This is a genomic window from Arthrobacter sp. Soil763 (genome assembly GCF_001428365.1).
Lineage (GTDB): Bacteria > Actinomycetota > Actinomycetes > Actinomycetales > Micrococcaceae > Arthrobacter.
Map to the genome: position 1 here is coordinate 170356 of NZ_LMSH01000002.1, position 12309 is coordinate 182664.

The 12309-nt window shown below is 67.5% G+C and carries 13 protein-coding genes; 3 read left to right on the top strand and 10 right to left on the bottom strand.

Features of this window, described 5'->3' with window-relative positions:
* Nucleotides 1–16 precede the first annotated feature (16 nt).
* Complete coding sequence (locus tag ASG71_RS04335; protein ID WP_056737487.1) at nucleotides 17–652, bottom strand: ANTAR domain-containing protein; 636 nt, start codon at nucleotides 650–652, stop codon at nucleotides 17–19.
* A 135-nt stretch (nucleotides 653–787) separates the two neighbouring features.
* Nucleotides 788–1441: a D-alanyl-D-alanine carboxypeptidase family protein gene (locus ASG71_RS04340; protein ID WP_235563925.1), complete on the bottom strand. Its 654-nt coding sequence runs from the start codon at nucleotides 1439–1441 to the stop codon at nucleotides 788–790.
* 159 nt (nucleotides 1442–1600) lie between these two features.
* Between ASG71_RS04340 and ASG71_RS04345 the strand changes: the two genes are divergently transcribed.
* A complete protein-coding gene (locus ASG71_RS04345) occupies nucleotides 1601–2365 on the top strand; it encodes a GOLPH3/VPS74 family protein (RefSeq protein WP_056737489.1) in 765 nt (254 codons plus the stop codon).
* 15 nt (nucleotides 2366–2380) lie between these two features.
* On the opposite strand, the gene ASG71_RS04350 is transcribed toward ASG71_RS04345, so the two are convergent.
* From ASG71_RS04350 to pxpA, 7 genes are all read right to left on the bottom strand, one after another.
* The gene (locus ASG71_RS04350) at nucleotides 2381–2725 is read right to left on the bottom strand and encodes a cupin domain-containing protein (RefSeq protein WP_056737490.1); all 345 of its coding nucleotides are present in this window, start codon (nucleotides 2723–2725) and stop codon (nucleotides 2381–2383) included.
* A 118-nt stretch (nucleotides 2726–2843) separates the two neighbouring features.
* A complete protein-coding gene (locus tag ASG71_RS04355) occupies nucleotides 2844–3866 on the bottom strand; it encodes a DUF6454 family protein (protein ID WP_056737491.1) in 1023 nt (340 codons plus the stop codon).
* A gap of 188 nt (nucleotides 3867–4054) precedes the next feature.
* Nucleotides 4055–5038 carry a biotin-dependent carboxyltransferase family protein gene (locus ASG71_RS04360; RefSeq protein ID WP_056737492.1) on the bottom strand — a complete coding sequence of 328 codons (984 nt, stop codon included), beginning with the start codon at nucleotides 5036–5038 and terminating at the stop codon, nucleotides 4055–4057.
* The gene (locus ASG71_RS04365) at nucleotides 5028–5933 is read right to left on the bottom strand and encodes a 5-oxoprolinase subunit B family protein (RefSeq protein WP_056737493.1); all 906 of its coding nucleotides are present in this window, start codon (nucleotides 5931–5933) and stop codon (nucleotides 5028–5030) included. The genes ASG71_RS04360 and ASG71_RS04365 overlap by 11 nt, the downstream gene beginning before the upstream one ends.
* The gene (locus tag ASG71_RS04370) at nucleotides 5930–7285 is read right to left on the bottom strand and encodes an acetyl/propionyl/methylcrotonyl-CoA carboxylase subunit alpha (protein WP_235563926.1); all 1356 of its coding nucleotides are present in this window, start codon (nucleotides 7283–7285) and stop codon (nucleotides 5930–5932) included. The genes ASG71_RS04365 and ASG71_RS04370 overlap by 4 nt, the downstream gene beginning before the upstream one ends.
* Nucleotides 7285–7524 (bottom strand): acetyl-CoA carboxylase, encoded by a 240-nt coding sequence (locus ASG71_RS04375; protein ID WP_056737495.1) that lies wholly within the window; start codon nucleotides 7522–7524, stop codon nucleotides 7285–7287. Before ASG71_RS04375 ends, ASG71_RS04370 begins: the two co-directional genes overlap by 1 nt.
* Before the next feature lie 38 nt (nucleotides 7525–7562).
* On the bottom strand, nucleotides 7563–8306 hold the full coding sequence (gene pxpA / locus ASG71_RS04380) for a 5-oxoprolinase subunit PxpA (protein ID WP_056737496.1): 744 nt from the start codon (nucleotides 8304–8306) through the stop codon (nucleotides 7563–7565).
* Between the two features lie 116 nt (nucleotides 8307–8422).
* On the opposite strand from pxpA, the gene ASG71_RS04385 reads away from it, so the two are divergent.
* Nucleotides 8423–9886: a PucR family transcriptional regulator gene (locus ASG71_RS04385; protein ID WP_056737497.1), complete on the top strand. Its 1464-nt coding sequence runs from the start codon at nucleotides 8423–8425 to the stop codon at nucleotides 9884–9886.
* A 13-nt stretch (nucleotides 9887–9899) separates the two neighbouring features.
* Here the strand turns inward: ASG71_RS04385 and ASG71_RS04390 are convergent, their stop codons facing one another.
* Complete coding sequence (locus ASG71_RS04390) at nucleotides 9900–10940, bottom strand: LacI family DNA-binding transcriptional regulator (RefSeq protein WP_056737498.1); 1041 nt, start codon at nucleotides 10938–10940, stop codon at nucleotides 9900–9902.
* A gap of 286 nt (nucleotides 10941–11226) precedes the next feature.
* Between ASG71_RS04390 and ASG71_RS04395 the strand changes: the two genes are divergently transcribed.
* On the top strand, nucleotides 11227–12306 hold the full coding sequence (locus ASG71_RS04395) for an asparaginase (RefSeq protein WP_200947938.1): 1080 nt from the start codon (nucleotides 11227–11229) through the stop codon (nucleotides 12304–12306).
* Nucleotides 12307–12309 lie beyond the last annotated feature (3 nt).

Here is a 12309-nt window from a genome sequence, read left to right on the forward strand (position 1 = left end):
CCGTGCGCCACGGACGCTACAGCAGCGGGTGGCGTTCGGCCTTCGCCTCTTTGGCCGGGGCGGTGGTGCGCTCAATGATCTCGTGGGCAATGGCGTGGACCTTGCGGTTGGTGTCCTGGCTCATCTTGCTCATGAGTTCGTAGGCCCGGTCGGCGTCGATCCCGGCCCGTCCCATCAGGATGCCCTTGGCCTGCTCGATCGCGGCCCGGTGGATCGCCGAGGCGGCGACCGCCTCGGTGGCGAGCTGATGGCGGTCCGCGTGGATGGACTGGGTGAGGTCCACGACCACGCCCCAGACGCCGACGGGCGTGGTCCCGTCGAGGATGTAGTCCGCCGAGAACAGCAGCTTGTGCTGGTGGTCCTTGCGGTCGCGGATGGACACGTAGATGGACGACGGGCCGCCGACGGCGGCCACCCGCTCCCAGTAGGCCAGGACCACGGCCCGGTCCTCGGGCTCGATATGGGGCAGCACCATATCCAAGGACGGGACGATTTCGCCGCGTTCGTACCCGTAGATGGCGTACAGTCCGTCCGACCAGCGGAACTCGCCTTCGGCGAAGTAGTACTCGACCAGCCCGGTGGGGCAGTCGAGGAATTCGTCCTGGGGAACTCTTCCCGCCGCGGATCCGGGAGCCGTGCTGTTGGATGTCACCTAAGGGGCCGTTCGACGTGCTGACGCGCCCCGGCATAACCCCTTGCCCGGGCCTGAAAGCACCAGAATATAGCAGGGATGCGGCACCGAGGCCCAGAATCGCTGACCGGAGAAACGCTGCTCCGGGCAGCTGCACTAGAAGTAGTCCGGGGCCGCTTCCAGCTCGAAGTAGTCCTCCAGGGTGGCCGTGCCGGTGGTCTTCATCTCCAGCGCGATGTCCCGGCCGACGAACCGCAGGTGCCATGGTTCGTAGGTGTAACCGGTGACGGCCTCGGCGCCCGCCGGATAGCGGATGATGAAGCCGTAATTGGCGCCGTTCTGCGCCGCCCACTTGCCTGCCGGAGTGTTGGCGAAGCAGGCCTCCAGCGCGCAGACGCCGCTGGCATTGCCGATGTCCATGGTCAGGCCGGTCTGGTGCTCGCTGAAGCCTGGCCGGGCGGCGAGGGTATCCGCCGTCGCCTGGCCGTACTGGCGCACATAGCTGTCGTAGAGGCTGGCCTGCTGGCTGTAGGAGCGGTACCCGCTGACCGGAACGATGTTCACCCCGGCGGCTTTGGCGGCTTTAGCCAACTGCTTGTACGCGTCGGCGGCTTCGCTCCGCAGCCGTTCGCTCTGGATCCTGACCAGCCGCGCCGGCACATAGGTGGCCGGATCCAGCGGCCGGTGCTTATTGACCACCACCTGCAGGCTCGAGGCGGAGTCGATGTCGTAACTGTCCGCGGCCGCTGCCGGCACCGCGGGGGCTACCAGACCTAGCGAGAGCAGCAACCCAGCCGCGACCGCAGTCATCCTGCTGAAATTTCCTGGCATCGTGGCCCCCAGGGCTTCTTTGGAACAGATGCGGGAACTCTACCGAGCCGCGCAGCCGGCGTCGAGAGGCCTTTGGCGCGCCGGATGCGGGACGAAATCCCCATGTGGCGGTGGGCGAACCGGTTCACCATGTGAGGCATGGACGCTGAAACTCCCCAAACCCCGGAACTGAGCCTGCCCCAGGCCTTCCTCCTCCTCGCAACTAATGACAAGGACGGCAAACCGGAAGTGCCGGTGTTCGTGCTCAGGACCACGGTGGCGGGGGCGGTGCTGGCCGAGCTGGAGCTTGCCGGCGCCCTCACGCTGCAGGGCAAGCGCATCCGGGCCACCGGCTCCGTCCCGCCGCCGGACTTCCAGCATGAGCTGGAGCTCATTCGAGGCAAGTCCCGGCCGCACACGCCCAAACGCTGGGTCGCCATGCTGGAAGGCCGCGCCTTGGTGCAGCGCATCTACGAGACGATGGCGTCGCGGGGGATTGTGGAGCAGGTGGGCGAGCGGCACCTGGGCCTGTTCCGGTCCACGCGGTACCCGGAGAAAGACCACGGCCCGGAGGCGGCGCTCCTGCAGCAGCTTGAGGCTGCGCTGCGCGTCGTGCTCCCCAGCGGGGCGGCGAGCGGCACCGCGGGCGCAGCGGTGCCCGACACCGGCGCGGCCGCAGCCGGCGGCGCCGGTGTCCCTGCCGAAACTCCCGGTGCAGCCACTGCCGGGGCTGCGGCCGGGTCCGATGCCCGTACCACAGCGCTCATCGCCCTGCTGCACGCGGCCGGCCGGCTGGGCAAGCTCTTCCCGGCTGCTGACCGTGTCCGTGCGGACGAGCTGGCCAAGGATTACTGGCCCGCCCGGGCGGTGGAGGACGAACTGCGCCTGATCCGCCTGGCGCAGGAGGAAGCTGCCACCCTATAGGGCCGCCGGGCCGGGCTAGTCCTGCCGGACGATATCGACCGAGACCTCCACGGCCGGGACGGTCCCCTTGTTTTCGAGCCAGTGAACGGTGTCCTTGTCCTCGGGCCAGCCCGCGCCAGGACCGTAGTCGGTTTCGATGCCGTTCCGGTGGTCCGTGATGGTGCCCTGCAGGATGTAGACCAATCCCGGGCGGCCCTTGTGGTCGTGGACAGGGCCGAAGACGCCGCCGGGTTCGATGGTGATCAGCCGCATCCGCAGTTGGCGCCCGGCCATTCCCTCGATTTCGGGGCCCAAGTCCACGGCGGACAGCAACCGGGTTGTGACGCCGGCGCTTTCCGGTACTTCCTCGTCGGTGTTCATCGAGCATCCTCCTACGCCTGCAACCGGGGCCGCCGCAGATTTTGCGGCCCCAGCTGCAGGTGTACTCCCGTGCGGCGCGGCCGACAAGATCGCCGTTACCGCGGGCGGCCGTGCCGGGTTATCCGGCGCGCTGCACGGTGGCAGCGTAGGTGAGGATTTCGGTGCCGTTGCCCTCGTCGCCGTTGTCAGGGGCCACCTTCAGGGTGAGGCGGTCGCCGTCGGCGGTCATCTTGAAGGGGTTGCGGGTGGCGACGTGTCCCGCCGTAGACCACTGCTGGAAGGGGACATCGCGGGTAACGCCGCGGGATTTGAGGTCAATCATGGCCATGCCGCCGAGTTCGTACGTTGCTCCGGTTCCGCCCGCCGCCGGGGTCTGCGGGAGGTTGGTGACGCCGCCGCAAAGCATCTTGGAGTTAGGCACGTACTGGCAGTCCTGATAGTCAACAAAGTGGTTCGGGTTCTGCCAGCCGGACAGCTCTTTGCCGCGCAGGTCCCACTCGGCAAAGCGCCGCGATCCCCAGGTGTTGCCGACGAGATGGCCGGTCTGCTTGTCCATCACGATGCCGCCGAAGTGGTCCTTCACCTCGAACTGCTTATGCACGTCGAGCGATTTGGCGTCCACCCGGTAGATGATGGCGCTGCTGTCGGGCCGGTACTGGGCCACCGGCACCCAGACGTTGGTGCCGTCGAAGTCGATACCGCCGGGGTGGTACATGTCGCCCTCGCCCAGGATGATGTCTTTTTGCAGCTTCCCGGCCTTGTCCATGACGAACAGATGGCCGACGCCCTTGCCGGGCGTGCGGTCGAAGCCGTCCTGCGGGGACGCGAACTTCTTGGTCGGCTCCGTGATCTCGACCGCCGAAAGGAAGATGCGGTCCTGGCTGAAGGCGATCCCTTCGGTGTGATACGTCGGGAACTCCAGCTTCAGTTTGCCGGTCAGTTGCCACTTGGTGTTGCGGTCGACGGCGTCGAACGCGTTGGCCAGCGAGGTGTCCGTCGCGTGGTGTGCGCCAGGGCCGGCGTCGTTCCCGCCGCGTGCAGCGCCGGCAATGGCGGCCTGGGCGGCGGCCGTGCCGCCGGCAGCGGTCACGGCCAGGATGATGGCGGCGGCGAAGATGCCGCGGGTGCGAGTAGCGCTCATGGGGAGCCTCTCAGAGGGTGGAGGTCAACAGGACCCCGCCAAGCTACTGCGCGGTAATGAACCGCTTGTGGAGGTCCGGTGAACTCCCGGGGCTGGCTCGCAATGCCGGGTTGGCCGGCAAAGCCCGCACGCGGCGGGAACCCGGGGTTACCCGGATTCCTGCCGTGTGTACCTTCATCCGGCGGCCATCACGAAGCGCCGAGAGCGGCCTTCGCTTTCTTCTTGCGCTCGCTCAATTCCTTGCGCGCGGCGAGAGCCTCCTCCAGGCTGACGGCGACGAACCTGGTCGAGGTCCCGGGAGCCGCCCGGGCCACGAGGTCCATGTCCGCGCTGATCACTGTTCCCACCATGGCGTAGCCGCCGCCCGAGACCGCGTCGCGGTGCAGGACGATCGGCTGGGTTCCGCCGGGGATCTGGATGGACCCGACGGCGTAGCCGGCGTCCACAATGTTGGACGGGTCGGATCCTGCCCCGAAGGGCTGCTCCCGCTCCTTCCATTTCACGCCCGGGCCTGAGTAGCGCAGGCCCATGCGGTCAGCAACCGGCGTCACCTTCCACTCGCCGTTCAGCAGGTTCTCGAGCCCCTCGTCGGTGAGCCGGTGGTCGTAGAGGCCCAGGACGATCCGGACTTCCTGCTCCTTGGAAAAGACCGGGCGGAATTCCTCCGGAACCGCCTCGGCAGCCGGCAACGCGCCGCCGTCGAGCGGGGTGCCCACGGGGACGTGGTCACCCGCCTCCAGCTTCCGGCCCTGGAAACCGCCGATGGCCCCCAGGCTGTACGTGGACCGGCTGCCCAGCACCTCGGGAACATCGATCCCGCCCTGCACCGCGATGTAGTACCGCGTTCCGCCCTGGATGACCCCGAAGCTGACTTCGTCCCCGGCTGCGAGCTGCAGCCGCGTCCATTGCGGCCGTGGCTGGCCGTTGACCTTTACCTCCACCGGGGCGCCGGTGACCGCGACGACGGCGTCCTGGTCCGTGGTCAGCGTCGGCCCCAGATACGTGCACTCGAGGACGGCCTCCCTGGCGGTGTTACCCACCAGGGCATTGCCCAGCTCAGCCGAATACTGGTCCATGGAACCGCTCTGCGGAATGCCCACGTTGTAATGGCCGGTGCGGCCCTGGTCCTGGACGGTGGTGGCCAGGCCTGGGCTCTTGATATCAAATGCCATTGAGGGCCTCCATGAGTTCCTGGTTGTAACCTTCGGGATCCGCAAGCGCCTTGGACAGGTCGAATGTCACGGGCGCCTGGCGGTAGCGGAAGGTCCCGGCGCTGATCTCGTCCTGGATGCTGTTGTATTCGGCCTCGGTCACCGGCTTGAATTTCACGATGTCGCCCGGGCGGAAGAACACCATGAAGTCCTTGAAATCAGCCAGCGATTGGGCCGGGTCGAAGATCGGTGCGGCGGCGACCCCGAACATCTGGTATCCGCCGGCGCCGCGCACCGAATAGATGCAGCCGAAGCAGCCGCCGTGGCCCACCGTCAGCTTGGGGGTGTCGGTGCGCGGACTCAGGTACTTGGGCACCTCCAGCTGCTTCTCGCGGCCAACCAGCTGGAACAGGAAGGGCAGGCCCGCGACGAAGCCGACCATGGAGACCAGCCACGGCTGCTCGTGGTGCCGCTGGATGAACTCCGCGGCATCCTTGAGGTTGTTGACCTTGGCGGCGTAGTCGATGTCGCTGCCGCCGGGCTCCTGATGGAACCCCTCCCGGAACCGCTCGGCGACCTCCGCGGTAAACGGATCGTCGTACCAGACCGGCACCTCGACGATCCGCGTCTCCAGCGGCTGCAGCTGGTGGTGCGCCAGGTCGGATTCGATCGCCCGGACCGACTCTTCAAGGGTTGCGGGCGGCAGGACGTCGGGATCGAACCTCACCAGCAGGGAGGCGTTGGCCGGGCAGATGTCCACGATGCCCTGCAGCTCGGCGGCGGCAAGCTTCTCAGCGATGGACATCACCTTGAAATTGGCGGCCAGGCTCATGGCCTCGGAGACTTCCACGAAGAGGAACTCGTCGCCGCCCCAGGTGTAGCGGGCCTCCATGGAGGCGGTTTCCGGACTGCTCATTTGGGCTCCATCAGGTTGTCGACGGTTTCGATGAACTTCGAGTGGTGTTTCACGGCGCTGAATTCCAGCCGGTCCAGCAGCTTCTTCAACACCGGAATCGTGGTCTTGACTCCTTCGATCCGGGTCCCGTAGAGGGCTTCCAGCGCCCCCTCGATGGCGGCTTCCCGGGTGTCCTTGTGGACGATGAGCTTGGCAAGCATGGAGTCGTAATACGGGCTCACGGTGGACCCGGCCTCCACGCCGGCGTCGATCCGGACGCCGTCGCCCTCGAACCATTCCAGGACGCTGATCACGCCCGGGCTCGGGAAGAAGTTGTTGTGCGGATCCTCGGCATTGATTCGGCATTCAATGGCGTGGCCGTTGAACTCAATGTCCTCCTGCCGGACCGACATGGACCCGGTGGACGCGATGAGCAGCTGCTCGCGGACCAGGTCGACGCCGGTGACCACCTCGGTGACGGGGTGCTCGACCTGGATCCGGGTGTTCATCTCGATGAAGGCTGCCTCATGGTTGGCCGGATCGTAGAGGAACTCGACCGTTCCCGCCCCGCTGTAACCGCACTCCCGGGCCAGTTCCACGGAGGATTCGCGGATGGTCTGGCGGACGGCGTCGGGGAGGTCCGGGGCGGGCGCTTCCTCGATCACCTTCTGGGAACGCCGCTGCATGGAGCAGTCGCGGTCCCCGAGATGGATGAAGTTCTTTCCGTCACCAAGCACCTGGACCTCGACGTGCCGGGCATGCTTGACGAAACGTTCGAGGTAGACGGTCGGGTCTCCGAAGACGGACGCGGCCTCGCCGCGGGCCATCTCGATGGTGGCGAGCAACTCTCCTTCGTCATGAACGAAGCGGATGCCCCGGCCGCCGCCGCCGGCGGACGCCTTGACCACCAGCGGGTAGCCGATGTCACGCGCCAGCGCCAAGGCATCGGCCTCGGGATCCAGCGGCCCGTCGGACCCGCGGAGCACGGGGACCCCCGCCTTCCGCGCGGAATCCCTGGCCATGGACTTGTTGCCCATCATTTCGATGGCGCCGGCGTCGGGACCCACCCAGGTCAGCCCTGCCTCCACTACCTTCCGGGCGAATTCCGCGTTCTCGGAGAGGAATCCGTAGCCCGGATGCACTGCGTCGCAGCCGTTGTCCAGCGCTGCGGCGATGATCGCGTCCTGGTTCAGGTAGCTGGCAGGGGCCGGAGCCGGCCCCACGACGACGACGTGGTCCGCCGAGCGCGCGGCCAGCGAATCGGCGTCGGGCTCGCTGGCTACCACCAGCGTCTCGATGCCCATCTCGCGGGCCGTGCGGGCGATGCGCACGGCGATTTCGCCCCGGTTGGCGATGAGTAGACGCTTCATCATTACCCTTCTCGGACGACGATGATCGTGTCGCCGGGATTGACCATGTCGCCCTCGTTCACTGCAAACGATTCGAGGACTCCGGCCACATCCGACTGGATCTCGGTGAACTGCTTCATGATTTCGACGATGCCTACGGTTTGTCCGACTTCGATGGTGTCGCCCTCGTTGGCGAACGGGGGCTTGCCGGGGCCCGGTTTGCGGTAGAAGATCCCGGGAAGCGGGGAGACGATGTTTGCCATGGGGTGCTCGCTTTCAGCTGGTTGGATGGATGGGGGTTTCAGCCCAGGACCGTGCGCACGGCGGTGGCCACTGCGACCGAGTTGGGCGCGTCGGAGTGCACACAGACGCTCCGGAAGGGGATCTGAAGTTCCGTGCCGTCGACGGCGAGCACGGGCTGGCCGGCCAGGGCGCGGCTGACGCGCTCCGCGGCGGCGTCGGGGTCCGTCGGAACCGGGCGGCGCTGGATCAGCAACTCCCCCTTGGACCCGTAGTTGAGGTCGACGTACAGTTCGGGCACGAATTCCACGCCCATGGCACGGCACACGTCCTCGTGGGCGGTCCCGCCGAGGCCGTAAAACGGGACCCCGAACTGCAGCGCCACCCCTGCGGCTGCCTGCATAAGCTCCTCGTCGCCGGCGAGCATGCCGTAGAGGGCTCCGTGGGGCTTGATGTGGTTCAGGGCAAGGCCGTGCTTGCCGAGGAACGCCGTCAGGGCACCCGTCTGGTACAGGATGATCGATTCGACTTCTGCGGGGGTGAGCACCATCCGGCGGCGGCCGAAACCCACCACGTCCGGCAGCCCGGGGTGGGAGCCGACGGCCACGCCGTGCTCGGCGGCGAGCTCCACCGTCCGGTTCATGACGTCGGGGTCGCCTGCGTGGTAGCCGCAGGCCACATTGGCGACGTCGATGATGCGCATCAGCTCCTCGTCGTTGCCGAACTCGTGAAGGCCAAGGCCCTCGCCCATGTCCGAATTCAAAAGCACGCGGCCGGACGTGCCGGCGGTCACATTTTTCTGCATGAATGCCACGCTACTCAGCATCGAGCAGGAGGGATATTGTGCAAACTGCTGAATTGGAAACGGTTGGATATGCTCAGAGCACTACATGTAGGACTTTCGCTCCGCTGGGAGGTGCCATGAGAATCTCAGACCTTGTAGCCGACATCGGACTGGACGTCCGGTTGCGCGTTGCCGGCGGCGAGGGCAGGCTGAACCGGCCCATTGCCTGGTGCGCTCCCACGGAACACATGGACCCGCGGCCGTTCCTCAGTGTCAATGCCCTGGTGCTGACCAACGGCATGGGCTTGAACGTGCGGGACTTCCGGATCTGGGATGCCTACGTTGAACGGCTGATGGACGTCCCCGTCTCCGCACTGGCCTTTGGGCTGGGGGCGGCACACCGGGAGTTGCCGGCCGGTTTGCTGCAGGCCTGCGAGGCACATGGCCTGCCGTTGCTCGAGCTTCCGCCCGAAGTGCCGTTCGTGCTGGTCATGCAACACGTGGAGCAGGTGATCGCCGCCGAGCGGTTCGAAGAGCTGCGGCAGGGCTGGGAACTGGCAGACGACTGCACCAGGCTGGCGGCGGACGGCCGGTCGCTCGCCGAGGTGCTGGGGCGGGTCGCGGACGCCGTGAACGCCAGGGTGGCCGTGATCGACCAGGACGGCTTCGAGCTGGTGGCCGCCGGCTCGGCGCACGGCGGGACCGCCCGGACCACCCTGCGGCTGCCCAGCGGTGCCGCGGACCAGTTCCGGCTCTCCATCGAAGGGATCGGCGCGGACCTGGTCCTCCAGCCCATCCTGGGTCCCGTTGCCGCTGTGATCGGCATGCAGCTGAGCTACACGCTGGGCTCGCGTTCGCCCCTGCATTCGCGGGAAGCTGCACGCTTCATGGAAGCGCTTTATGTGGACCGCGGCGATCCGGACGTTCCGTTGCGCCGCTTCGCCCTCGAGTCAGGTTTCGATCCCGGCGCGGAGTGGAGCGCGGTACTCATCGGCGGCACCGCGGATGTCGCCCCGGCGCGGCTAAGGGCCGTCGCCTGGCGGGCGCGGGTTGGCCTGCAGGGTGTCTATGGCACCGTGCGGTTCATGGAGGAGGCAGGCCTGACCTCGCTGCTGCTCCAGCGGCGCGAGGGGCCGGCCGGCCTGCTGGCGACGGTCCGGGAGTTCTTCCGCGATGCCCCGGAAATTTCCGTCGTCGTGGCGGAGTCCGGCAGCCTGGGGGAACTGCCGCTGACGCTCCAGCTCGCCCGCCGCCAGGTGGGAACGCCCGGTGTGCACCAGGCGCCGCCCGCCGACCTCGCCGGCATCGTGCAGGGTCTTCCCAGTCAGGGACTCGTGGCCATGTGCCGGCGGCTCCTGGCCCCGCTGACCGCAGACGGGGCGGGCGCCCTGCTGGAAACTCTTGAGGCGTACCTGCGGCACAGCGGGAGCGCCCCCAAAATCTGCGCCGAACTTTTCATTCACCGGAACACGCTCAGCTACCGCATGCGCAAGATCGAGGAGCTGCTGCAGCTGGACCTCGCCGACGGGGAAGTCCGCGCAACGTGCACGCTGGCCCTTGGCATTGTCGGGGCAGCCAACCTGACCGGCGCGGCCGGCTGACCGCGCTGCGGGGTCAGCCGGGGATGCTCTGCGCGCTGCTTTCCCGGATGCAGAGGGTCGGTTCGAGGAGGACGGGCTCGACTGTTTCACCGTCAAGCACACGCTTGAGCAGCCGCATTGCCGTCCGGCCAATGTCCAGCATGGGGGAGCGGACCGATGACAACGGGATCGGGAGCTCGGCCGCGACGGAGGTGTCGTTGAAGCCCACCACCGCGACGTCGCGGCCGACGGTGAGCCCGTGGGAGCGCAGCGTGCCCATGGCGCCGATCGCGGCGAAGTCGTTGACCGCGAAGATCGCGGTGGGGCGGGGGAGCCCGCTGGCCAGGATGGTTTCGGTGGCCTCGTGGCCGCCGACGGTGTCGAATCTGGACCACACCACGGCCTTGGGCGAGATCGTGCCGCCCAGGGCTTTCCACCGGTCCACGAAGCCCCCGGTCCGGTCCACGGCCGTGCTGGCGTAGGGCTCGCCGGCAATGACGGCGACGTCCCGGTGGCCGCTGCCCCACAGGTGGTCGGCCACGAGCCGGCCGCCGAGGACGTCGTCGCAGGTGGCCGACGGGTAGCCGGGCACGCGGCGGTTCATCAGCACGAAGGGAACGTTGCGGGCGCTGAGCTCGCGCAAATGGCTGCCGTCCAGGTGGGCATCGCCGATGATCAAGCCATCCACCCGGCGCGCCAGCATGGTCTCCGCTTTCCTGCGTTGTTCCTCCGGATCGTCCCGGGAGTTCATCACGAAGGTGGAGTAGCCGAGCTCGGCCGCGGCTTCCTCAATGCCCTCGTACATGATGGCCAGGACGAGGTCGGAGAGCCGCGGGACGATGACGCCCATGAGGCGGGTCCGCCGCGTCCGCAGCCCGGCCGCCTGCGGGTTGGGTGAATAGCCGCGCTTCCGCGCCAGTTCGCGGACCCGTTCGGCGGTGGCTACGGAGGCGGCACCGCGGGCCACCTCGGAGCCCGAGTGCAGGATCCTGGACACGGTCGACGGGTGGATGCCCAGCTCGCTGGCGAGATCCTTGAGTGTCACGGTGCGGCCGTCGGCCGTATTTTCCTTCATTTGTCCCCTGCCGCAGCTCGAGAAAGCGTCAAACCAAGACTGCCGGATACGGCCGGGCATCTCCCGCCATAGGGCCCTTGACGTGTCACAGGTCACATCCTATAGTCATTTTTACCCCCAACCCAATCGTTTGGGTAGCCCGGCGGGCGGCGCCGACACCAGAAGTGTTTACGCCGACGAAACGCCGGACGGCAGTTGCACGAAACATCCCGAAGATACTTTCTACCCACATACCCAATCGATTGGGTGAGTGTCCGGCAACGGATGCAGGAGCAACGGAGTACATATGACTGTCACAGATTCGAGCGGCGCCTATGTGGTGCTGCTCGCCACGGGAGGGACCATCTCCTCCCGCGGTTCCGAGGCAGGTGGGGGCGCGGTTGCGTCCGATACCGGGGAGCAGGTGTTCGCCAGCATCGGCGAACCGCCCGCCCACCCGGTCCGCGTGGTCGACGTCTTCCGGAAAGGGTCGTACCTGCTGACCGTGGATGACATGATCGCCATCTGCGCCCGGATCCGAGAGGCCCTCTCGGCCCCGGAGGTCCTCGGCGTCGTGGTCACCCACGGCACGGACACCATGGAGGAAACCGCCTACCTGGCGGCGCTGACCCATGATGATCCCCGCCCGGTGGTTTTTACCGGGGCGCAGCAGGCGGCCGATTCCCCAAGCCCCGACGGGCCGGGAAACCTCGCCCGGGCGATCGCTGTCGCCGGCTCACCGGAGGCCCGCGGGAAGGGCGTGCTGCTGGCCTTCGCCGGCGCCATTTTTCCCGCGACCGGCGTGCGGAAATGCCACACCACCAAGCCCGAGGCCTTCGCCAACCCTGATTTTGGAACGATCGGCTCCGTCGCCGAGTCCGGGGAGGTCAGCTTCAAAGCAACTCCCCGGCAGCACGCCGCACTGCCGCTGCCCCGTGCCGGGGCCGGGCCGCGGGTGGACCTCGTCGCTGTCTACCCCGGCGCCGATGCCATCCAGTTCCGGAGTTCGGTACAGGCGGGCGCGGCCGGAATCGTGCTGCAGGGAACAGGGACCGGCAACGCCAACCACCCGATCTGCCAGGCCGTAGCCGAAGCGGCGGCGGCAGGTGTCGTAGTGGTGACCAGCACCCGCGTGGAGGCCGGCGCCGTCGTTCCCGTCTACGGCGACGGCGGCGGCGAAGACCTGCACGAGGCCGGCGCCATACCGTCCGGATGGCTCAGGCCGTCCCAGTCCCTGATCCTGCTGAGCGTGCTGCTCAGGCTGGGCGAAGCGCCGGACCGCATCGCCGAAGCTTTCGCGCTCCGCGGCAAGGCCCCGGATCCGGAGAGACCCGCGGCCGGCACCCCAGAACAACAAAAGCCAACAACAAGCGCAGTGAAAGGTTGAACC

Excerpts from the sequence above, each read along its gene's own strand:
- ASG71_RS04370 (WP_235563926.1), bottom strand. The coding sequence starts at position 7,285 with ATGATGAAGCGTCTACTCATCGCCAACCGGGGCGAAATCGCCGTGCGC.
- ASG71_RS04385 (WP_056737497.1), top strand. The coding sequence starts at position 8,423 with ATGAGAATCTCAGACCTTGTAGCCGACATCGGACTGGACGTCCGGTTG.
- ASG71_RS04350 (WP_056737490.1), bottom strand. The coding sequence starts at position 2,725 with ATGAACACCGACGAGGAAGTACCGGAAAGCGCCGGCGTCACAACCCGG.
- ASG71_RS04375 (WP_056737495.1), bottom strand. The coding sequence starts at position 7,524 with ATGGCAAACATCGTCTCCCCGCTTCCCGGGATCTTCTACCGCAAACCG.
- ASG71_RS04340 (WP_235563925.1), bottom strand. The coding sequence starts at position 1,441 with ATGACTGCGGTCGCGGCTGGGTTGCTGCTCTCGCTAGGTCTGGTAGCC.
- ASG71_RS04395 (WP_200947938.1), top strand. The coding sequence starts at position 11,227 with ATGACTGTCACAGATTCGAGCGGCGCCTATGTGGTGCTGCTCGCCACG.
- ASG71_RS04355 (WP_056737491.1), bottom strand. The coding sequence starts at position 3,866 with ATGAGCGCTACTCGCACCCGCGGCATCTTCGCCGCCGCCATCATCCTG.
- pxpA (WP_056737496.1), bottom strand. The coding sequence starts at position 8,306 with ATGCAGAAAAATGTGACCGCCGGCACGTCCGGCCGCGTGCTTTTGAAT.
- ASG71_RS04390 (WP_056737498.1), bottom strand. The coding sequence starts at position 10,940 with ATGAAGGAAAATACGGCCGACGGCCGCACCGTGACACTCAAGGATCTC.
- ASG71_RS04345 (WP_056737489.1), top strand. The coding sequence starts at position 1,601 with ATGGACGCTGAAACTCCCCAAACCCCGGAACTGAGCCTGCCCCAGGCC.
- ASG71_RS04365 (WP_056737493.1), bottom strand. The coding sequence starts at position 5,933 with ATGAGCAGTCCGGAAACCGCCTCCATGGAGGCCCGCTACACCTGGGGC.
- ASG71_RS04360 (WP_056737492.1), bottom strand. The coding sequence starts at position 5,038 with ATGGCATTTGATATCAAGAGCCCAGGCCTGGCCACCACCGTCCAGGAC.